The sequence below is a fragment of the Bacillus cereus genome, from assembly GCF_002567495.1.
Classification (GTDB): domain Bacteria; phylum Bacillota; class Bacilli; order Bacillales; family Bacillaceae_G; genus Bacillus_A; species Bacillus_A cereus_AQ.
Genome location: NZ_NVAP01000017.1, coordinates 1 through 20,371, shown reverse-complemented (window position 1 = coordinate 20,371; position 20,371 = coordinate 1). Strand labels below are relative to the sequence as shown.

Here is a 20,371-nt window from a genome sequence, read left to right as displayed (position 1 = left end):
TATTTGTTAAAATATTGATTTTTCAGTTTATTATCATTTATACTAAATATATTGGATAGGGAAGAGTAACTATTAAGCATCATTCTGAGAATAAGGTATTGTTAGCGTGGGCTATACAAAATGGTATAAAGATTCGGAAAATAAATATTATAATAGGTTTCGGGGGAATTGGTATATGAAAAATAGTATGACTTACATTCAATTATTAAATGAAACGTTACGCTGTTATGCAAATAAAGGAAGTTTTGAAGCGTACAATTATATAATGGAAAATGCTACAGGTGTAATAGGGAATGAGGCGCAAATATATAATTTTAAGTATGCGCTCGCAAGTGCATCGGGACTTGAAAAAGAAGCATTACATTTAATGAGAGAGGCCATTATAGAAAAGGGACTCTGGTATGGAAATGAGTATTTAATTTCGGACGATGATTTAAAATCAATGCATAAATTTGAAGAATTTCATACAATGGTTCAATTATGTAAAGAAAGAGAAGAAGTAGCACATCAAACGCAAAGACCAGACGTGAAATATAAATACAGCAAGAAAGAGGGAAATCTACTACTTACATTACACGGTGACCAGGAAAATATACAAATAGTAGAGCCATATTGGAAATCAGTTTTGATACAAGATTATACGTTAGCTTTACCACAGTCTTCACAAATTCAGTTTTCAGATGGATTTGTTTGGGATGATATACATAGAGGGAAAGAAGAATTAGAAGAACATTACAATACATTTATAAAAAATCATACAGTAGAAAATGTAATAATTGGTGGTTTTTCTGCAGGAGCAAGAGTAGCTCTATATACAATTTTACAAAAAGGTATAGATGTGGATGGTTTTATTTTTATGGCACCATGGCTTCCCGAGATTGAAGAATGGGATGAGTTATTGGGTGTGCTGCAAGATAAACATATAAAAGGATATATAGTGTGCGGGGATCAAGATGAAGATAGTTATGAATGCACACAGCAATTTGTACAATTATTAAGAGAGAAAAACATAGAACATAAGTATAAAGTTGTACCTAACTTAGCTCATGATTATCCTAATAATTTTGATGAGTTATTAAAAGAAGCTATTGAATATATAAGAAATGAAAACAATAAGTAATAAGAGAGGGAGATGCATCATAGTTGATGTATCTCCCTTTTACATTTATAAATTAAAAGCATTTGCTAGTAAGCGATAAGAATTTAATTTATGTTCAAATTGATGAGTAATCGTGACAATCATAAATTCGTCAGTATTGTATGCTTTGCTTAAGTTTATTATTTTTCCTTTTACAGAAGACGGATCACCAACAATCATACGTTGACGATTTTCTTTTATACGGAATAAATCATAAGCACTGTATGAATAATTTTGAGCAGTTTCGATAGAAGGTGTACCAGTAGTTCGTTTTCCTTGCTCTAGTAATAAGATTGATAAATCTAAACTAGAAGCAATTTTTTCTGCTTCTTCATTTGTTTCTCCGCAAATAACAAAAATAGCAACGATTGACTTTGGTTTATCTCCTAAAAATGAAGGCTGATATTGTTCTTGGTAAGCCCTCATAACTTCAGGGCCTCCGAAGCCATTAATAAATTGCGCAAATGCGAAAGAAGCTCCGTTGTTTGCAGCAATTTTAGCGCTCTCTCCACTAGAACCGAGCATCCACATTTCAGGAGATGTTGGGATAACTGGAGTGGCTTTTAAGTTTGCATAGTGATGGTTTTCTGGTACTTGATCATGTATGTACATTGCAACGTCTGCAATTTGTTCTGGATATTGATCAAGTGAGACCATTTTCCCTTCTTGAAGTGCGCGAGTTGCTATTGGCATACCACCAGGGGCTCTACCAACACCGAGATCGATACGATTTGGATACAGTGCTTCTAAAACGCGGAAATTCTCAGCAACTTTATATGGGCTATAATGTGGTAACATAACACCACCTGAACCGACTCTAATACGGTCCGTTTTCGCGGCAATATGAGAAATAAGTATTTCTGGACTTGAACCAGCTAAGCTTACGGAATTATGATGTTCGGATACCCAAAAACGTGTAAATCCGAGTTTTTCAACTTCTTGTGCAAGCGTAACTGTATGTGAAAAAGCTTGGATTGCTGTGCTACCATCTGAAATAGGCGATTGGTCTAATACACTTAACTTGATCATAGAATATACCTCTCAATCTTAATGTACATCCTATTATATATTTACTTATGAAAAATGCGTAGTGAAATGCTCAAAATGAAAAGTGGATAATCCCATTTCCGCTTTTAACGAGAAAATCCTCGTTCATAATGATTCATTTCGACTAGATTTAAAATATATTCATAGTTGTCAATTTCACGTTTTATTTGTTCGCGTTCTGTTTCAGATAGTTTCGTATTGCTAAGTTTATTACATAAGTTTTGTTTCTTTAATTCTAAATGCTTTTTTGTAGCGTGGTAGTCGTAAGTATGTTTCATTTTTTAGTCACTCCTTCTTTGCAGTTGCTATATTATACGAAGCGTAAAGAAATGTGAAATCTGTCTCTTATGTACTTTTAGTGAATATTCAAATTGCAATGGTGTTATGTTTATGGGGATTTATGAATAAAATGCACTAAACCACTAACGTCCATTTGATGAAGTAAGGGGTGGAATTGTGCAGAAAGATATAATGTATAACACAGAAATGGGTGAAGCGTTAAAAGTTATAAATAAAGGATTGAAGAAGACGATAAGTCCAAAACAAATTATTGTAGTGGGGGCTGGTATGGCTGGGTTAGTTTCAGCATCTTTATTAAAGGCTGCAGGACATGATGTGAAAATTTTTGAAGCCAACAATCGGGTAGGTGGTCGTATAGAGACAGTCAGAGTGGAAGATACCGGATTATATTTAGATGTTGGAGCAATGAGAATTCCGTATTCGCATAAATTAACGATGGCATATATAAGAAAATTTGGGCTACAGGTGAGTCCTTTTATTAATAGGAATGAGGCGGATATTATCTATGTAAATGGACGGAAAACGACGTTGAAACAATATGAAAAGGATCCAAGCATTTTAAGGTATCCTGTGGAAATGAACGAAGTGGGGAAAACGTCTGAAGAACTATTGTTATTAGCAGTACAGCCGATAATAAATTTTATTAAAAGAAATCCAGAGAAAAATTGGGATATTGTAGTGAAGGATTTTGGGAGATATTCCACAGGACAATTTTTAAAGTATCATCCTTATCAGTATAATACTTACTTTTCGCCAGTGACAATTGAGATGATCGGTGTTCTATTAGATTTAGAAGGTTTTTTGGAACGGTCGTTTGTAGAGACTTTACGCTTTCTATACATTATGCAAGAGGAGAGCGGATTTTGTGAAATTATGGGCGGGAATGATAGATTACCAAAGTCATTTTTACCGCAATTAGAAGAAAATATTATATATAATCAAAAATTAATGAAGCTACATCAACACGATAATGGTGTGACAGCTTTCTATCGGAACGAGGAAACTTTTGAATATAGTAGTATTACAGGAGATTTAGTTATTGTTACCATCCCGTTTTCGACAATGCGTTTTGTAGAAGTAGATCCGTTTGATTCTATATCACATGAAAAGTGGAAAGCAATTCGTGAATTGCATTACATGCCTGCGACGAAAATAGGAATTCAATTTAAAAGCCGATTTTGGGAAGAACAAGGGCAATTAGGTGGCAGGATTATAACAGATTTGCCAATTCGTTATGCCTATTATCCAAGTCATGGGATTGGAGAAAAAGGACCTGCTATGATGTTAGGTAGTTATACATGGTCTTATGATGCTTTGTTATGGGATGGTTTATCAAAAGGTGATCGTATTTATTATGCATTACACAACTTAGCAACAATATTAGGTGGTCAAGTGTATGATGAGTTCATATCTGGAATATCAAAAAGTTGGACATTGGATCCATATGCGCTTGGAGGATTTGCGCTTTTTCAAGCAGGTCAAGAATCTGAGCTACAGCCAGCGATTGTCAAACCAGAGGGGAGAATATTCTTCGCTGGAGATCATACAACGCTATATCACGGATGGATTCAAGGTGCGATTGAATCTGGAATTCGTGTAGCGATGGAAGTGAATGAGTAAAATGCTTTCAATTCAGAAAATTCTTTACTATATAACTTGAGATGGATATTATTATATATAAAAGAATTATAGGGAGTGTTTACAGTGAATCCGTTATTATTCGATTTTCCTTCTGAATTTTATACTGACAGGCTTTTTATTCGAATGCCGAAACCAGGAGATGGAAAATTTGTATATGATGCAATTCAAGCTTCAATACAAGAACTAAAACCTTGGATGGTTTTTGCACAAAAAGAGCAAACAGAGGGAGAAATAGAAGAGAGTATTAGAAAATCGCATATTCAATTTTTGCAACGTGAGGATTTAAGATTACTAGTATTTTCGAAAGAAACAGGTGAATTTATTGCATCCGCTGGATTGCATCGTATTAATTGGGATATACCTCAATTTGAAATTGGGTATTGGATTGATTCAAGGTTTAGTGGAAAAGGCTATATGGTAGAGGCTGCAAAGGGTATAACGGATTATGCTTTTTCTGAACTAAAAGCAAATCGCGTAGAAATTCGATGTGATTCTTTAAATAAGAAGAGTAGGGCAATACCTGAGAAATTAGGCTTTAAGTTAGAAGGTACATTTGAAAGTGCGAGTGTAGCGGTAGATGGAAATGGATTAAGGGATATGTGTGTATTTGCCATGACTAGAAATACATATGAAAAAGAAGAGCTGTAAAGAAACAGCTCTTCTTTTTGTGTATTATGGTACAGGATGTCCATTAGAGCTTTCGAAAATTGTAAACCATTGTTGACGATCTAAGTTAACGTTTGTAGCAAGAGCGGCCGTTTTTACACGATCTAATTTACCAGATCCAACGATTGGCATCATGTTAGCTGGATGCGCAAGTAACCAAGCATACATAACCGTATCGATACTAGTAACACCTAGCTCAGTAGCAACTTTTTGCACAGTTTCACGTACACGTACGGCGCGTTCTGATTGACCAGTAAAGATTTCCCCACCAGCAAGAGGTGACCAAATCATTGGATTGATTCGTTTTTCTTGGCATAAATCAATTGTCCCTTTTTCAAAATGCTCAAGCTGCAATGCAGAAACTTCAATTTGGTTCGTAATAAGCGGGAAATCTAAGTACGAACTTAACATATTAAATTGTGAAGGTAAGAAGTTAGATACACCGAAGTGACGAACTTTTCCTTCTTGTTTTAATTGTGAAAATGCCTTTGCCACTTCATTTGGATCCATAAAAGGATCGGGACGATGAATAAGTAATACGTCAATATAATCTGTATGTAAATTTTTTAGTGATGCTTCTGCACTTTGAATAATGTGCTCTGCACTCGTATTGTAGTGAGCAACATATCGCTCTGGAAATTTCGGTGATGGGGGAGCGATTCCACACTTTGTAATAATTTGCATGTTTTCACGTAAGGAAGGCTTTAATTGTAAAGCTTCTCCAAACAACCCTTCACACGTATATCCGCCATAAATATCAGCGTGATCAAAAGTAGTAATTCCCATATCCATACAATCTTCAATGAAAGAAAGTAATTCTTGTTTCGTCATATTCCATTCTGCTAAACGCCAAAATCCTTGAATAATACGAGAGAATTCTAGCGTTTCAGCCATTTGAACTCGTTCCATTATAAGTACCCCCTTGATGAATGATTATTATTTTGAAAAGGCTTTCTTACTACGTATTATTATATAGTTTGAGGGACGTACATACAATAAATATGTTTTGCTACAAAAACGATTTTCTCTATATGCTATAATGTAGAAACATATAGCCATAAGGAGATGTACGAAATGATTCCAGTAACAATATTAACGGGTTTTCTTGGGTCAGGGAAAACGACTTTATTAAATCGTATTTTATCAGAAAATCACGGTAAGAAATTAGCGGTGATTGTAAATGAAATAGGACAAATTGGCATTGATAATCAGTTAATTATGAATGTGGAAGAAGAAATTATGGAAATGACAAACGGTTGTCTATGTTGTACTGTACGTGAAGATTTACTTGTTGCTTTAAAACAATTACTGGACGTAAAAGCAGAAGGGAAAATGGATTTTGATGGTTTAGTAATTGAAACGACTGGCCTTGCAAATCCAGGGCCGATTATTCAAACATTCTTTTTAGATCCAGTCATTCAATCTGCATACCAAATTAACGGTGTTGTAACGGTGGTAGATAGTTATCATATACATAAACATTTTGAAAAAGGGCTGGAAGCAAAAGAGCAAATTGCGTTTGCTGATGTCGTTTTAGTAAATAAATTAGACTTAATTGAAGAGAGCAAGAAAGAAAATCTCTTGCATGAAATTCAAGGGATTAACCCGACTGCAAAGTTAATCGAGGCAACTAACTGTGACGTAGATATACCATCTTTATTACAAATTCAAACGTTTAAAACGAGAGATACGTTGCAAATTTACCCTCATAAAGAACATAACCACCTAGAAGGTGTAAAATCGTTTGTGTTACGTGAAGAACGTCCGCTAGATTTACAAAAGCTTAATGAGTGGATGTCAGCTGTCGTCCAAGAGCTAGGGGAACATTTATATCGTTACAAAGGAATTTTATCGATAGACGGAGTAGATAAACGTATCGTTTTCCAAGGCGTACATACGTTATTTGCAGCTTCGTACGATAGAGAGTGGCAAGAGGGAGAAGAGCGAGTAAGTGAAGTTGTTTTCATCGGAAGAGATATTAATAAAGAGTGGTTCCAAGAACATTTTGAAGAGTGTGTGAAATAAGTCTGCGTAAATTGCAGGCCTATTTTTTTATGAGCACTGTATGGCGATAATACTGGATTGTAAAGACGAAGCACATAAGGAAAAGAAATAAAAAATAGAATAACATTGATAAATATATAATAAAAAGCCTGTTTTCACAGGCTTTTGTTTTCATTCCACGTTAATGGGTAGTAAAATTGATTAAAGTTTCATTTTATCTATAAGTAATTCCATTACAACACCTACAACTGGGCCTTCATCGTCAATATCGCCATTTAAGCGGAAGCCGAATGATTCATATAGTCCCATTGCATGTTTGTTGTCTGGATGTAAACTTAAGTAAATTATTTTACATGTAAATTGTTGTTGTAAAAACTGAATGAGTAAGCGTAGGAAACGTTTTGCGTATCCTTTTCCTTGATATTGTTGGTCAATCATAAAGCGATCGAGCCATACGCTTTTATGTTTTTCTGAATACCACCCATACATTGCGTATCCAACAAGTGTTTCTCCATCATATAAACCTACTGACGTTCCGTTTCCTTCATATAATGATTCTGCTAAAGAAAACGCGTTACTTTCAATAAATTGTTGCTGATCTTTTGCGACGTTTAAAGCAACTACTGAACGCCAATTTTTTGCTGTTACTTCACAAATGTGAAGATTCATAATTCCAACTCACCTTCTAAAATAGTATAGCTTAAAGCTAATATGGATAATTTTACTTGTTATTTTGGTCAAGTCAAGGAGAAATACATAAAAAGGCAGCTGAATAACAGGTTCAGCTGCCTAGAAAATATAATGGATTAGTTTGTTGCTTCTTTCAATGTGTTTACGTTTTCTTCCATTAAAGTGAAGTAATCTTTATTATTTTTCGCATCATCTTCAGAAATAGTAGCAAGATGATTTAAGCGTAAAACGTTTGTACCCGTTTCTTTTTGAATTACGGATGCTACTTTTGGAGTAGAGAATGTTTCAAATAAAATATATTTTAGATTATGTTCTTTTACTGTTTTCGTAATGTCAGCAAGCTGTTTTTGAGATGGTTCATCAGAAGCTGAAATACCGGCGATAGCAATTTGTTTCAGGCCATAGCGTTGTTCCCAGTATCCATAAGCCGCATGAGAAACTAAAATTTCTTTTGTTTTTGCATTCGCAACAGCTGCTTTAAATTGATCATCTAAATCAGTAAATTTTGTTTGAAGTGCTGCGAAGTTTTTTTCGAACTCTTGTTTATGATCAGGTTGTAATTCTACAAGTGCATTTTTAATTTTTTCCGCCTGTTTCATTGCTAGAGTAGGGTCTAACCAAACGTGTGGGTCTTTATCATGGTGATGTTCATCTTCTTTATGGCCATCTCCGTGATCATGATGCTCTTCTTCAGTAGAAGCGCGAAGCTCAATACCTTTAGATGCATTTACAATTTTAACATTTTCTTTTTGTAATGTTTTCTCCATTTTTTCAGCAAATGGTTCTAATTCAGCGCCGTTATAAACGAATAAATCGGCTTTTGCAACTTGTACTGTTTGTTTTTGGCTCGGTTCAAATGTATGTGAATCTGCACCAGGTGGGTAAATTGCTTCAACATTTACATAGTCGCCACCGATTTTTTTTGCGAAATCAGCAAGTGGGAAAATCGTTGTATAAACTGTTAGCTTTCCATCTTTCTTGGCATTACTTTCTTTTTTATTTGAGCAGCCAGCGAAAATTAAGGTAAAAATAAGTAAGAATGAAAATATAGTCAATCTTTTAGGCATGAAGTTCTCCTCTTTTCTTTTTTACGGATATATCTTCCCCAATTATGGAAGAAAAATATCATTTTAATACAAAACGGAATAATTACGTTTTAGTTTGCGAACCTAGTATAATACATCTTTAATAAAGTTGCAATAAATAATAATCATTCCGATTTGTTTTTGTTATAAAGTTGTCAAATATAGGTGTATTATTTTTTCAAATGCATGCATATGTGACAACGCTGTTTTCATATATTTGAAAGGAGGGTAAAGAGGGAGATGAGCGCTTGGATTACTTAATGGAAGCTATTTTATTAATATTAGCGGTAGTATTGCCATTATCTTTTGTGTTAATTTTTTTAAGAAGATTAATAAGTAATTTAGGGGACGCTACAACAATAACGAAATTACGAGAGAGAGATGAGAAAAAAGAGTGAGTAAAGCACTATGCGTACGCATAGTGCTTTACTTGTGGTAAAATAAGAACAGGAAACTCCTAGAAGTTTTATTTTGCTTAAGGAGAGAAAAGTAAAATAAGAGGTATATGCATATATGAATAAGCGAACAGCGTTAATACTTGGTGCAAGTGGTTTAGTTGGACAAGAGATAACGCGTCTATTACTTGAATCAGATTACTACGATTCGGTTACTATTTTTGTAAGAGAACCAATGCAATGGCAGCATGAGAAGTTACAGCAGAAACAAGTTGATTTTTCGGTATTAGAGGAATATAAAGAGTACTTTGCTGTGGATGATGTTTTCAGTTGCCTAGGAACAACAATAAAAAAAGCAAAAACAAAGGCGAATTTTAAAAAAGTAGATTATGAATATACGTTACGAGCTGCTTGTTTAGCTGAAAAACAAGGGGTGCAAAATTTCCTTGTTGTGTCTTCTATGGGGGCGAATCCTAAATCATTTTTCTTTTATTCACAAGTGAAAGGGAAAATGGAAGAGGAATTGCAAAAGTTAGTGATTGGTGGTATTCACATTTTTAGACCATCATTATTAGTAGGAAATCGACAAGAGTTTCGTTTCGGCGAACGAATGGCTGAAAAGTTATCTCGTATTATTCCGTTTATCTTTAAAGGGGCTTTCAAAAAGTATAAACCAATTTCAGCTAAAGATGTGGCAAAAGGGATGTATATAACTGCATTGCGAGAAGAATCGGGTATCCATACTTATAATTCAAATGAAATTACAACGATAGAATAAATATAACCGAGAAGGATAATTTTTACTGAAAAACGAAAGAAATAAAGTCGTGAATGAACAGTAAATATATGTTTTTTCATAATTATTGGAAAGTGATAAAAGGAGTGGGGATCCCACTCCTTTTATCATGATAATTTATCACGTCTATTTTTATCCCTCATACGTCTCAAATACTCTTCATTTCTAAGTTGTTATTGATCTCATTTGCTACAACGTTATACGATCGCATGTTTTCGTTTCATAAGAATTTTTTAGCTCATTTAAAAATACACTACTATCATATTTCTGCATTTTTTAGGAGAGCGTAAAAAGGAGGCTATACTTATGAGTAAAAAAGAAATGTTGCAAAATGGAGTTAAGCAAGTTTTTTATGAAGAAGAGTGGTATCCACCAATATCAGAAGCGTTAAAGGATCTTACTGCTGCACAAGCATGTTGGCAACCAGAAGGAAAGACCAGTAATACGATTTGGGAAAATGTAAACCATTTACTAATCTTTAAAGAGCGGTTACTCTCTCGCTTACGTCAAGATGACACTTTTGTTGCTCCACAAAATAATGATGACACTTTTGTCCAGGGCGGATTTAATGATGATGATGATGCTTGGCAACAAACGGTGATGCGAACACTTCAAGTACATGATGCCTTACAATCTGAATTAAAATTCCTTCAAGAAGCAGAACTAGATCAACCAAAGCCTTCTCTACCAGTTTGGCAACAATATATGAATATCTTTTTGCACGATGCATATCATACAGGACAAATTATACAACTTCGCAAACTGCAAGGTTCATGGCCAACGCATCGTTCGTATTTATAAAAGATGTTTAGAGTCGCTTGAATTTCAGAGGTAATAAACTAATAAAAAAACAATTTCTCAGTTGAATTGAGAAATTGTTTTTTTTTCGTCACTCTGCTTAATATCCTAATTATGGAGTGTGATTTCAATCCTGTCGCACATTTAAAAAAAGGATAATAGTTGTTTTAACTATCAAAATAAAATTATATTATTTCTTTCAATATTATAGAAACAATATATTTGGCGTTTTACTGAATGTAGTGATAAAAAATATAAGAAAATAGGCGTATCAGACAATATAAGTTGTCTTGTAGTATATCTTTAATGATTGTAGATTCAGTATTACATATTATTCCTGGTGTTATTTATTCGTATGGATTTTTCCGGGCGCTCGCTTGTATTGATATGGTTCTTGTAATTCAAAGCCAAGTTCATTAGCCGCTATTCTTGGGAAGTACGGATTGCGAAGTAACTCACGTCCGATGAAAATTAAATCCGCTTCGTTATTATTTAAAATTTGCTCTGCTTGTGACCCAGTCGTAATCAATCCAACTGCACCAGTTGCAATTTTAGTATGTTCTTTAATATGTTTGGCATATTGTACTTGGTAACCAGGATACACATCAATATGTGCTGGTACAACTGCACCAGAACTACAATCGATTAAATCAATTCCTTGTTCTTTCATCCATTTTGTATACTGAACGTAATCTTGAACCGTTAGCCCGTTAGGGTGATAATCGTTTGCTGAAATACGAACGAATATTGGTCCGTCCCAAACTTCATTTACAGAGTCGATGATTTCGCGTAAGAAACGATAGCGGTTTTCAGGTGAGCCACCGTATTCATCCGATCGTTTATTAGTAAGTGGTGATAGGAATTCATTGATAAGGTAACCGTGAGCGCCATGTAGTTCGATAACATCAAATCCGGCTTGTTTTGAACGTAACGCGGCCTTCTGAAAAGCTAATATGGTCTCTTTGATTTGCTGTATATTCATTTCTACTGGTATTTTCATCCTATCATTAAAAGGGATTGCAGAAGGTGCGAAAGCTTTCGTATCTAATTCAGCCTTTCTTCCGGCGTGAGCGAGTTGAATGGCAGCTTTTGCACCGTTACCATGTATAAATGTAGTCGTTTTATGTAAGCCTTCAATTAGGTTGTCATCCCAGATGCCTAAGTCTTTGTTAGAAATTCGTCCTTCAGCTAACACCGCAGTTGCTTCAATCATAACTAAACCTACTTGGCCAGCAGCGCGAGTTCCGTAATGAATGAGATGAAAATCCGTAATGCGCCCATCCGCATTCTCCGATGAATACATGCACATAGGCGACATAACGATACGATTTTTTAGTGTAACGTCCTTAATTGTATAAGATGAAAAAAGTTTGGAATTCATCAAATAGCCCCCTTGATTGAATTTTCTTATATTTTATCATTCTCTTTTTTGTCTCTCTAATAAAACGCTTATACGAAAAATTTTGTCTATTCATGTTACAATGACTAATATGAACTGAATTGGAGGATGACATATGTACCAGGCTTATTATGAAAGCGAATTAGGTTTGCTAGAAATTAAAGCGAATCAAGAAGGAATTACGTCTGTTATATTTGTTGATGAGCGACAAGAAGAAAATAAAAATGAAATAATAGAACAATGTATAAATGAGTTAGATGAATATTTTAAAGGAAAAAGAAAAGAGTTTACAGTCCCACTGTCAGCTGAGGGAACAGCATTTCAAAAAAATGTATGGGATGCACTCTATACTATTCCGTACGGCGTAAGTGCTTCATATTTAGATATTGCAGAGAAGGTTGGAAATACAAAAGCTGTACGAGCGATAGGAGGGGCAAATAGTCGGAATCCAATTTCAATAATCGTTCCATGTCACCGTGTAATAGGGAAGAGTGGAAAGCTTGTTGGATATGCTGGTGGTTTATGGAGGAAAGAGTGGTTATTAAAACACGAAGGTATTTTGAAATGACGTATGGATGGGAAGAGGGATTGTTTTGAAATGTATAAATTGTGGAAAACCTTGCGAGGAGGAACAGTTAAATTGTGCAAGCTGTCAGCGGAATTTGGATAATGAACATGATGAAGCTAGCTCGTTAATAGATAAAGAATTAGAAGTATATGTAGGGAGACAATATCCGTATTACAAAAGGAAATGGGAGCTTGAGAATAAGCGGATTGCTAGGTGGAGCTGGAATGGTTGGGCTGCTATTTTCAATATAGGTTGGCTAGGATATCGTAAGTATTATGTACCAGCTACTTTATTTATGTTGTTATTAGTAGCGTGTGATGCATTTTCGTATTATATGGGATTTAATGTAGCGTTGCCAATCATTAATATGGTACCTCTTACGTTTTTATTACTTATTTTTATTCTGTTTGGAATGGGGATTTTTGCAAATGGATTATACTATCAATTTGCGGAAAGACGTATATATCGAATAAAAGCAAGAGAAATAAAAGATGAATCAGTTGCAAACTATCTCATCCATGATAGTGGCGGAACGAGCAAAATGGGAGCGACAATTGTTACTATTTTAGCAGTTGCTAGCATATTTTTTAGCCATTTCTTTTTTCCGACTGATCGAGATGTTATTCAAAAAGTTCGTACAAGCTCGCTTTATGAATATCCTTTCTTTTCAATAGGTGAATCTTTCGAAAATTATTTTCAAAATTCAGGTTGGATATATTATCGTGGAACGGAAGGATTAGAATTAGTAGAATTTCAAGGATATAACGCTGGGACGCCAAGGCAAAAGGTGAATATTCAATTTGTTGTCGATTATAAATTGGGTGAAGTGGAACCATACTCACTTACGGTTAACGGTGAATCTAAAAATGAAGAAGAGTTTTTGAAGATGATGGAAGAAATATTTAAGGTCCAAAATCCATTTGATATAGAGGATGGATTACAAGTAAATGCTATTCAACAAAGCGGCTGGAAAGAAATTTCTGACCGCTTTTTCCTATGTTTGTTAAAATAAATATTTAAAATAATCAGAATCTTTTGTATAATAAAATATATTATATAGGATTTAACTTATACATATAGATTGGGGGAAGTAAGAATGAAGAGAAAGACAACAACAATTGCTGCACTTGCATTAACGACGAGTGTATTGGTTGCAGGATGTGGGAATGGTGAGAAGGCTTCGACAACGCAGAAAGAATCGAATAAGGGAATGGCAGATAAACAAGTTTTAAATTTGCTAGAAACAGCTGAAATTCCTTCAATGGATACGTCTAAATCAACGGATTCTGTATCTTTCCGTGTATTTGTAAATGCAATGGAAGGTTTATATCGTCTAGATAAAGATAATAAACCAACACCAGGTATGGCAAAAGATGTGAAGATTAGTGAAGATAAAAAGACATATACATTTGAATTACGTGATGCGAAATGGTCAAATGGTGATCCAGTTCGAGCGCAAGATTTTGTATATGCATGGCAACGTACATTAGATAAAGCAACAGCGGCAGAATATGCATTCATTTTATTTGATGTGAAAAATGCACAGAAAGTAAATAAAGGAGAATTACCATTAGATCAATTGGGTGTTAAAGCGAAGGATGATAAAACGTTAGTAGTAGAATTAGAGCAACCAGCACCTTATTTTCTTGAACTTACGTCCTTCCCTACATTTTTCCCATTAAATGAAAAATATGTGAAAGGACAAGGAGATAAATACGGATTAGAAGCAGATAAATTATTATATAATGGACCATTTACAATGAGTCAATGGAAACATGAACAAAATTATCAGTTAAAGAAAAACCCTAATTATTGGGATAAAGATACTGTGAAGTTAGAAGAAATTAATGTAAGCATTGTGAAGGAAACAAGCACGGGAGTAAATTTATATGATAGTGATCAAGCAGATCGAGTTATTTTAACTTCTGAATTTGTTGATAAATATAAAAAGAATAAACCAGATGAATTTAAAACAAAGTTAGACCCGCGTATGTATTTCTTGCGCTTTAATCAAAAAAATGCAACATTTAAAAATCAAAAGGTTCGTGAAGCGATTGATTTAGCATACGATAAAAAAGGAATTGCTGATGTCATTTTAAATGACGGTTCATTGCCAGCATATTTCTTAGTACCTGAAAAATTCACGACAGGTCCGGATGGTAAAGACTTCCGCTCTGTAAATAAAAACTTCCGTGATAGTAAAGATAATGCAGAGAAAGCAAAAAAATTATGGGAAGAAGCGAAGAAAGAGCTTGGTCAAGATACAATTACGGTTGAATTACTAAACGATGATAACGGTAGCCGTAAAAAAGTGGGCGACTTTATTAAAGAAGAACTAGAGAAAAACTTACCAGGTATTAAAGTGAATTTGAAACAACAACCATACAAGCAGAAGTTAGATTTAGAAAAGAAATTCCAATATGAATTCTCATTATCTGCATGGAGCCCTGATTATCCAGATCCAATGACTTATATTGATATGTTCGTAACAGGAAGCTCATTTAATGAAATGGATTATTCTAATCAAAAGTATGACGATTTAGTAGCGAAATCAAAAGGAGAACTATTAAAAGATGACGCAGCACGCTGGAAGGCACTTGCAGAAGCTGAAAAAATCTTAATTGGTCAAGATGCAGCAATTTCTCCAACGTACCAACAAAGTACAGCTTATTTAGAGAAGCCGTTTGTAAAAGGCATTGCTAACCATACGTTTGGTGGGGACTTCAGTTATAAATGGGCATATATTACAAAAAAATAGTATAATAAAAGATGAGTGAATTTTCGCTCATCTTTTATTTGTGTAAGGAGGAATTATATTTGTTGAGGGGAATCAATCATCTTTGTTTTTCAGTATCTAATTTAGAAAACTCTATTATGTTTTATGAAAAAGTATTAGAAGGGGAATTATTAGTTAAAGGAAGAAAACTAGCGTATTTTAACATATGTGGAGTGTGGATAGCACTTAATGAAGAGACACATATTCCGAGAAATGAGATTCATCAATCTTATACGCACATGGCATTCTCTGTTGAACAAGAAGATTTTGAATGTCTAATGCGGCGATTAGAAGAAAATGATGTTCCTATTTTAAAAGGAAGAGAACGCGATGTAAGAGATTGCGAATCTATATACTTTGTTGATCCTGACGGTCATAAATTTGAGTTTCATTCAGGGACACTGCAAGACCGTTTAAATTATTATAGAGATGAGAAACCTCATATGACATTTTATCCCGCTGTAACAGGCAGTAAGAATCCCAACTTGTAATTTGGTGGTAGGTGGGAGAGAAAAGCTTGCCTGTAAAAGCACGATTGGTGCGAGTTGATTAAAGTTTCACTTTAATAGGGAGGGAGGGATAGCATGTGCATGCACTTGTAATTGGTGGAACAGGAATGTTAAAAAAGGTTTCTATTTGGCTTTGTGAGCAAGGGTATCATGTTTCTATTATTGGAAGAGATGAAGTGAAATTAGGAAATGTTAAACGTGCGAGTGCTACACCAGAAAATATCACATCTCTTTCGTTAGATTATCATAATGATGACGATGTAAAGCTAGCAATTAAAAGTACAGTTGAGGAAAATGGTCCGATAACATTAGTTGTCGCATGGATACACTCAAGCGCAAAGCATGCGTTACCAATTATTTGTAAAGAACTAGTATTGTCGTCTGAAACATATCGTCTATTTCATATTTTAGGAAGTAAAGCATCGCGTATGACTGCACAAAAAATAGGTGATACACGATGTAGTTATTATAGAATTATATTAGGTTTTATTTTAGAAGATACATATGGAAGATGGCTTACCAATGAAGAGATAGCGGATGGAATTATAAAAGGAATTGAAAGTAAACGAGCGGAATGGATTGTGGGGCAAATAGAACCATGGGAATTAAGACCAAACTAATAAGGGGGAATAAGAAATGAAAACTACTGTATATGTAACAAGGCACGGTGAAACAGAATGGAATGTGGCGAAGCGAATGCAAGGACGAAAAAATTCAGCTTTAACTGAAAATGGTATGTTACAAGCAAAACAATTAGGAGAGCGAATGAAAGACGTACCTATCCATGTAATCTATAGTAGTCCGAGTGAAAGGACACTTCATACTGCAAAGTTAATAAAGGGAGAACGTGATATACCGATAATAGCGGATGAGCATTTTTATGAAATTAACATGGGTATATGGGAAGGACAAACAATCGATGAAATAGAAAGGCAATACCCAGAAGAAATACAATTGTTTTGGTATGAGCCACATTTGTTTCAATCAACATCAGGAGAAAATTTTGAGGCCGTTCATAAAAGAGTAATTGAGGGGATGCAGCTTCTTTTAGAAAAGCATAAAGGAGATAAGATATTAATTGTTTCCCATGCGGCGGCAGCGAAATTACTTGTAGGGCATTTTGCGGGTATTGAAATAGAAAATGTGTGGGGTGATCCATTTATGCATAGCGCTAGTCTTAGTGTGATTGAGTTTGATGACGATTGTGGTGAAGTAAAACAATTTGCAGATATCAGTCATTTTCAATAAATGTAAAAAAGACCGCAAAGCGGCCTTTTTTTGTAGGTATAAAAACTAGCAATTACGTTTTTTATACCAGAAGTGATCGAATTTCTTATTTTTGCAAGATGGGAATTTATGTCCGCCATCGTGACAACCCTTACCATGATCACATGAGTCATCACAAGAGTGACCGTGTCTGTTAGGGAAGAATTCGCATTTTTTACAGAAACTTCGTTTTGTCCAGAAAAATTTCTTTTCAAAGCGTATGCATTTTGTAATGAATGTACAATGTTTTCTGCGAGTACGTTTTGTAACTAAAACGCATTCTTTTCTACGTGTTACTTTCGTAACGAACGTCCATTTTTGAACACGTACACGAGTACATTTTGTAACAAATGTCCATTTTTTTACATGCGTACATTTTGTAACGAAAGTACAATGTTTCACGCGAGTACATCTTGTTCTTGGACATTTACCCCCAGTTGTACATTTACATCCAGTTGTACAATTATGATGAGTGAATTTATCATCATCGCATTCAAAAGTACTTGGATCTTGGTGTAAGAAATCCTCCATCCCAGCACTTTTGATTTCTTCGACAGCTTTTCTAATATCACGTTTCATAGAAATCCTCCTTATCATGTATTAAAGTGAAAAGGTATTCTTTTTCCTTAACATGATATGAGAGATGAAGACTTTCTGAACAGGACAAGAGTGTAATTTTATATAAATAGATGATAGCGGATGTATGGACAAGACAAGGCGCATACATTGAAGGAAGAGAACTGAGAAGGGATGAGAAAACATGCTGCCTTCATATGATTTTTTTGTTCATCCAATGTACTTAGTGGAATTGAAAAAGGACATTTGGTCAGATAGTCCAGTGCCAGCAAAATTAACTTATGGAAAAAAGAAGTATGACATTGATATCGTATACCGAGGGGCTCATATTCGCGAATTTGAGAAAAAGTCTTATCATGTTATGTTTTATAAACCGAGAAAATTTCAAGGCGCGAAAGAGTTTCATTTGAATTCGGAGTTTATGGATCCGTCTCTCATACGAAATAAATTATCTTTAGATTTTTTTCATGATATTGGTGTACTTTCACCAAAATCACAACATGTATTTATAAAAATTAATGGTCAAATTCAAGGTGTGTATTTACAGTTAGAATCGGTTGATGAAAACTTTTTGAAAAATAGAGGATTACCGAGTGGTTCTATTTATTATGCGATAGATGATGATGCGAATTTTTCATTAATGAGTGAGCGAGATAAAGATGTTAAGACAGAGCTCTTTGCGGGTTATGAATTTAAATATTCGAATAAAAATAGTGAAGAACAACTGAGTGAATTTGTATTTCAAGCGAATACTTTGTCGAGGGAAGATTATGAAAAAGAAATTGGGAAGTTTCTACATGTAGATAAATATTTACGATGGTTAGCCGGAGTTATTTTTACGCAAAACTTTGATGGTTTCGTTCATAACTATGCACTATATCATAACGATGAGACAAATTTATTTGAAGTTATACCGTGGGATTATGATGCGACTTGGGGGCGAGATGTACAAGGGAGACCGCTTAATCATGAATATATTCGCATTCAAGGGTATAACACGTTAAGTGCAAGGTTGTTAGACATACCTGTATTTAGAAAGCAGTATCGAAGTATTTTAGAAGAAATATTAGAAGACCAATTTACAGTTTCGTTTATGAGACCGAAAGTAGAAGGGTTGTGTGAGTTGATTCGTCCATATTTACTACAAGATCCATATATGAAAGAAAAATTAGAAACATTTGATCAAGAGGCTGATATGATTTGTGAATATATAAATAAAAGAAGAAAGTATATACAAGACCACTTACATGAATTGGATTAAATTTGAAAGAGATTGGAACATTATCAATCTCTTTTTTTGTATAATAAAGGTGTACCAAAAAAGTGAAATAATATTTATTTGATAGAGAATGGGGTTGTGTAGAGATGACGATTAAATGGATTGATTGGGTAAAACAAATACAATCTATAGCCCAAGCAGGTTTAATGTATTCTAAGGATGTGTACGATATAGAACGTTTCCAACAATTACGGGATATTTCAATTTCAATGATGTCACATTACACGAAAACAGATTGGGAAGTTGTAGAGAACTTATTTGCAAGTGAGACAGGCTATCAAACACCTAAAGTTGATATAAGAGCGGTTGTTTTTCAAAATGAAAAGCTATTATTTGTGAAAGAAAAAAGTGATGGGAAATGGGCATTGCCAGGTGGATGGGCTGATGTCGGTTATACGCCAACAGAAGTTGCAGCGAAAGAAGTTTTAGAAGAGACAGGCTATGAAGTAGATCATTTTAAGTTATTATCTATATTTGATAAAGAAAAAAATCAACCATCTCCATCGGCGACGCATGTATATAAGATTTTCATTGGATGCGAGATTATTGGTGGAGAAAAGAAAACTAGCATTGAAACAGAAGATGTGGAGTTTTTTGGTGAAAATGAATTACCTAATTTATCAATTGCTAGAAATACAGAAAATCAAATTAAAGAAATGTTTGCCTACATGAAAGACCCACAGAAAGAAAAAATAATAGATTAATCCTGCTTCAATTGTACATATTGTTGAAATGAAGATATTGGCAGATTGCAGCCTTTATGTAATAATGGGATGGTATGTGAAGAAAAAAGGAGATAGAAAAGAACATGTTAGCAAATATAATAGATCAGTTATTGCAATTTTTTGCAAGCTTAGGTTACTTCGGAGTGGCTTTAGCTTTAATGATTGAAGTTATCCCGAGTGAAATTGTACTTTCGTATGCTGGCTTTTTAGTAGCAGATGGTAAAATTAGTTTTGTGGGTGCGGTTATCGCCGGAACTATTGGTGGTACTTTAGCGCAAATCTTTTTATACTGGCTTGGATACTACGGAGGGCGTCCGGTTGTAGAGAAATATGGGAAATATCTACTTATTAATAAACACCATTTAGACATAGCGGAAGGTTGGTTTAAGCGTTACGGAGCGGGAGTAATCTTTTCGGCACGTTTTATCCCAGTAGTACGTCATGCGATCTCTATTCCAGCAGGACTAGCTAAGATGCCATTAAAACTATTTACACTTTATACGGTTGTAGCGATCATTCCATGGTCAATTCTATTTATATACTTAGGTGAAAAACTTGGTGGGAATTGGCGACAAATTAAAGAGTACGCATCTGATTATACACATTACATAATTATAGGAGCAGTTCTTTTTATTGCTCTATACTTCGGTTTAAAGTATTTGAAAAAGAAAAAAACAACACGCTAAAGTCAATGTGAAGTGAACCCGAATAGT

At 34.5% G+C, this 20,371-nt stretch carries 23 protein-coding genes; 16 read left to right on the top strand and 7 right to left on the bottom strand.

Annotation, left to right across the window (positions count from 1 at the left end):
- The first annotated feature begins 175 nt into the window (after window positions 1-175).
- Complete coding sequence (locus COK05_RS07995; protein ID WP_098612161.1) at window positions 176-1,120, top strand: alpha/beta hydrolase; 945 nt, start codon at window positions 176-178, stop codon at window positions 1,118-1,120.
- A 45-nt stretch (window positions 1,121-1,165) separates the two neighbouring features.
- Here the strand turns inward: COK05_RS07995 and COK05_RS07990 are convergent, their stop codons facing one another.
- Complete coding sequence (locus tag COK05_RS07990) at window positions 1,166-2,167, bottom strand: LLM class flavin-dependent oxidoreductase (RefSeq protein ID WP_098612160.1); 1,002 nt, start codon at window positions 2,165-2,167, stop codon at window positions 1,166-1,168.
- Window positions 2,168-2,271: 104 nt separating this feature from the next.
- On the bottom strand, window positions 2,272-2,463 hold the full coding sequence (locus COK05_RS07985) for a DUF3896 family protein (protein WP_098612159.1): 192 nt from the start codon (window positions 2,461-2,463) through the stop codon (window positions 2,272-2,274).
- Between the two features lie 178 nt (window positions 2,464-2,641).
- Here COK05_RS07985 and COK05_RS07980 point away from each other — a divergent pair, with 178 nt between their 5' ends.
- Both COK05_RS07980 and COK05_RS07975 read left to right on the top strand, forming a co-directional pair.
- Window positions 2,642-4,105, top strand: coding sequence for a flavin monoamine oxidase family protein (locus tag COK05_RS07980; RefSeq protein ID WP_141538953.1), 1,464 nt, complete (start codon window positions 2,642-2,644; stop codon window positions 4,103-4,105).
- Between the two features lie 84 nt (window positions 4,106-4,189).
- The gene (locus COK05_RS07975; RefSeq protein WP_098612158.1) at window positions 4,190-4,774 is read left to right on the top strand and encodes a GNAT family N-acetyltransferase; all 585 of its coding nucleotides are present in this window, start codon (window positions 4,190-4,192) and stop codon (window positions 4,772-4,774) included.
- A gap of 24 nt (window positions 4,775-4,798) precedes the next feature.
- On the opposite strand, the gene COK05_RS07970 is transcribed toward COK05_RS07975, so the two are convergent.
- Window positions 4,799-5,701 carry an aldo/keto reductase gene (locus COK05_RS07970; RefSeq protein WP_098612157.1) on the bottom strand — a complete coding sequence of 301 codons (903 nt, stop codon included), beginning with the start codon at window positions 5,699-5,701 and terminating at the stop codon, window positions 4,799-4,801.
- Between the two features lie 165 nt (window positions 5,702-5,866).
- Here COK05_RS07970 and COK05_RS07965 point away from each other — a divergent pair, with 165 nt between their 5' ends.
- Complete coding sequence (locus COK05_RS07965) at window positions 5,867-6,817, top strand: CobW family GTP-binding protein (protein ID WP_098612156.1); 951 nt, start codon at window positions 5,867-5,869, stop codon at window positions 6,815-6,817.
- Window positions 6,818-6,997: 180 nt separating this feature from the next.
- Here COK05_RS07965 and COK05_RS07960 read toward each other — a convergent pair whose 3' ends face one another.
- Both COK05_RS07960 and COK05_RS07955 read right to left on the bottom strand, forming a co-directional pair.
- Window positions 6,998-7,465 carry a GNAT family N-acetyltransferase gene (locus COK05_RS07960; protein WP_098612155.1) on the bottom strand — a complete coding sequence of 156 codons (468 nt, stop codon included), beginning with the start codon at window positions 7,463-7,465 and terminating at the stop codon, window positions 6,998-7,000.
- A gap of 137 nt (window positions 7,466-7,602) precedes the next feature.
- Complete coding sequence (locus COK05_RS07955; protein ID WP_098612154.1) at window positions 7,603-8,553, bottom strand: metal ABC transporter substrate-binding protein; 951 nt, start codon at window positions 8,551-8,553, stop codon at window positions 7,603-7,605.
- A 266-nt stretch (window positions 8,554-8,819) separates the two neighbouring features.
- Here COK05_RS07955 and COK05_RS31275 point away from each other — a divergent pair, with 266 nt between their 5' ends.
- From COK05_RS31275 to COK05_RS07940, 3 genes are all read left to right on the top strand, one after another.
- Window positions 8,820-8,969 carry a hypothetical protein gene (locus COK05_RS31275; RefSeq protein ID WP_176539420.1) on the top strand — a complete coding sequence of 50 codons (150 nt, stop codon included), beginning with the start codon at window positions 8,820-8,822 and terminating at the stop codon, window positions 8,967-8,969.
- Between the two features lie 115 nt (window positions 8,970-9,084).
- Window positions 9,085-9,744 (top strand): oxidoreductase, encoded by a 660-nt coding sequence (locus COK05_RS07945; protein WP_098612152.1) that lies wholly within the window; start codon window positions 9,085-9,087, stop codon window positions 9,742-9,744.
- Window positions 9,745-10,068: 324 nt separating this feature from the next.
- Window positions 10,069-10,563: a DinB family protein gene (locus tag COK05_RS07940; RefSeq protein ID WP_098612151.1), complete on the top strand. Its 495-nt coding sequence runs from the start codon at window positions 10,069-10,071 to the stop codon at window positions 10,561-10,563.
- A 340-nt stretch (window positions 10,564-10,903) separates the two neighbouring features.
- On the opposite strand, the gene namA is transcribed toward COK05_RS07940, so the two are convergent.
- Complete coding sequence (gene namA / locus COK05_RS07935) at window positions 10,904-11,941, bottom strand: NADPH dehydrogenase NamA (RefSeq protein ID WP_098612150.1); 1,038 nt, start codon at window positions 11,939-11,941, stop codon at window positions 10,904-10,906.
- A gap of 133 nt (window positions 11,942-12,074) precedes the next feature.
- Between namA and COK05_RS07930 the strand changes: the two genes are divergently transcribed.
- The 6 genes from COK05_RS07930 to COK05_RS07905 all read left to right on the top strand — a co-directional run bounded on the left by COK05_RS07930 (window position 12,075) and on the right by COK05_RS07905 (window position 17,060).
- Entirely contained in the window at window positions 12,075-12,527 is a 453-nt protein-coding gene (locus COK05_RS07930; RefSeq protein WP_098612149.1) for a methylated-DNA--[protein]-cysteine S-methyltransferase, read from the top strand.
- 7 nt (window positions 12,528-12,534) lie between these two features.
- Entirely contained in the window at window positions 12,535-13,539 is a 1,005-nt protein-coding gene (locus tag COK05_RS07925) for a DUF2628 domain-containing protein (protein WP_098612148.1), read from the top strand.
- Window positions 13,540-13,623: 84 nt separating this feature from the next.
- Complete coding sequence (locus tag COK05_RS07920) at window positions 13,624-15,285, top strand: peptide ABC transporter substrate-binding protein (RefSeq protein ID WP_098612147.1); 1,662 nt, start codon at window positions 13,624-13,626, stop codon at window positions 15,283-15,285.
- 59 nt (window positions 15,286-15,344) lie between these two features.
- Entirely contained in the window at window positions 15,345-15,794 is a 450-nt protein-coding gene (gene fosB, locus COK05_RS07915; protein ID WP_098612146.1) for a FosBx1 family fosfomycin resistance bacillithiol transferase, read from the top strand.
- 95 nt (window positions 15,795-15,889) lie between these two features.
- A complete protein-coding gene (locus COK05_RS07910; RefSeq protein WP_098612145.1) occupies window positions 15,890-16,432 on the top strand; it encodes a short-chain dehydrogenase in 543 nt (180 codons plus the stop codon).
- Between the two features lie 16 nt (window positions 16,433-16,448).
- Complete coding sequence (locus COK05_RS07905) at window positions 16,449-17,060, top strand: phosphoserine phosphatase 1 (RefSeq protein ID WP_098612144.1); 612 nt, start codon at window positions 16,449-16,451, stop codon at window positions 17,058-17,060.
- 45 nt (window positions 17,061-17,105) lie between these two features.
- Here the strand turns inward: COK05_RS07905 and exsB are convergent, their stop codons facing one another.
- Window positions 17,106-17,657: an exosporium protein ExsB gene (gene exsB, locus COK05_RS07900; RefSeq protein ID WP_098612143.1), complete on the bottom strand. Its 552-nt coding sequence runs from the start codon at window positions 17,655-17,657 to the stop codon at window positions 17,106-17,108.
- Between the two features lie 181 nt (window positions 17,658-17,838).
- Between exsB and cotH the strand changes: the two genes are divergently transcribed.
- The 3 genes from cotH (at window position 17,839) to COK05_RS07885 (ending at window position 20,344) form a co-directional block, all read left to right on the top strand.
- Complete coding sequence (gene cotH, locus COK05_RS07895; RefSeq protein WP_098612142.1) at window positions 17,839-18,915, top strand: spore coat protein CotH; 1,077 nt, start codon at window positions 17,839-17,841, stop codon at window positions 18,913-18,915.
- A 104-nt stretch (window positions 18,916-19,019) separates the two neighbouring features.
- Window positions 19,020-19,637: an NUDIX hydrolase N-terminal domain-containing protein gene (locus COK05_RS07890; protein WP_098612141.1), complete on the top strand. Its 618-nt coding sequence runs from the start codon at window positions 19,020-19,022 to the stop codon at window positions 19,635-19,637.
- 104 nt (window positions 19,638-19,741) lie between these two features.
- Window positions 19,742-20,344, top strand: a complete 603-nt coding sequence (locus tag COK05_RS07885; RefSeq protein WP_000880690.1) for a DedA family protein — start codon at window positions 19,742-19,744, stop codon at window positions 20,342-20,344.
- Window positions 20,345-20,371: the final 27 nt, after the last annotated feature.

Excerpts from the sequence above, each read along its gene's own strand:
- COK05_RS07930 (WP_098612149.1), top strand. The coding sequence starts at position 12,075 with ATGTACCAGGCTTATTATGAAAGCGAATTAGGTTTGCTAGAAATTAAA.
- COK05_RS07890 (WP_098612141.1), top strand. The coding sequence starts at position 19,020 with ATGACGATTAAATGGATTGATTGGGTAAAACAAATACAATCTATAGCC.
- exsB (WP_098612143.1), bottom strand. The coding sequence starts at position 17,657 with ATGAAACGTGATATTAGAAAAGCTGTCGAAGAAATCAAAAGTGCTGGG.
- COK05_RS07920 (WP_098612147.1), top strand. The coding sequence starts at position 13,624 with ATGAAGAGAAAGACAACAACAATTGCTGCACTTGCATTAACGACGAGT.
- COK05_RS07925 (WP_098612148.1), top strand. The coding sequence starts at position 12,535 with ATGGGAAGAGGGATTGTTTTGAAATGTATAAATTGTGGAAAACCTTGC.
- COK05_RS07960 (WP_098612155.1), bottom strand. The coding sequence starts at position 7,465 with ATGAATCTTCACATTTGTGAAGTAACAGCAAAAAATTGGCGTTCAGTA.
- COK05_RS07965 (WP_098612156.1), top strand. The coding sequence starts at position 5,867 with ATGATTCCAGTAACAATATTAACGGGTTTTCTTGGGTCAGGGAAAACG.
- COK05_RS07990 (WP_098612160.1), bottom strand. The coding sequence starts at position 2,167 with ATGATCAAGTTAAGTGTATTAGACCAATCGCCTATTTCAGATGGTAGC.
- COK05_RS07905 (WP_098612144.1), top strand. The coding sequence starts at position 16,449 with ATGAAAACTACTGTATATGTAACAAGGCACGGTGAAACAGAATGGAAT.
- COK05_RS07970 (WP_098612157.1), bottom strand. The coding sequence starts at position 5,701 with ATGGAACGAGTTCAAATGGCTGAAACGCTAGAATTCTCTCGTATTATT.
- COK05_RS07995 (WP_098612161.1), top strand. The coding sequence starts at position 176 with ATGAAAAATAGTATGACTTACATTCAATTATTAAATGAAACGTTACGC.
- COK05_RS07955 (WP_098612154.1), bottom strand. The coding sequence starts at position 8,553 with ATGCCTAAAAGATTGACTATATTTTCATTCTTACTTATTTTTACCTTA.
- COK05_RS07885 (WP_000880690.1), top strand. The coding sequence starts at position 19,742 with ATGTTAGCAAATATAATAGATCAGTTATTGCAATTTTTTGCAAGCTTA.
- COK05_RS07985 (WP_098612159.1), bottom strand. The coding sequence starts at position 2,463 with ATGAAACATACTTACGACTACCACGCTACAAAAAAGCATTTAGAATTA.
- COK05_RS07945 (WP_098612152.1), top strand. The coding sequence starts at position 9,085 with ATGAATAAGCGAACAGCGTTAATACTTGGTGCAAGTGGTTTAGTTGGA.
- namA (WP_098612150.1), bottom strand. The coding sequence starts at position 11,941 with ATGAATTCCAAACTTTTTTCATCTTATACAATTAAGGACGTTACACTA.
- cotH (WP_098612142.1), top strand. The coding sequence starts at position 17,839 with ATGCTGCCTTCATATGATTTTTTTGTTCATCCAATGTACTTAGTGGAA.
- COK05_RS07940 (WP_098612151.1), top strand. The coding sequence starts at position 10,069 with ATGAGTAAAAAAGAAATGTTGCAAAATGGAGTTAAGCAAGTTTTTTAT.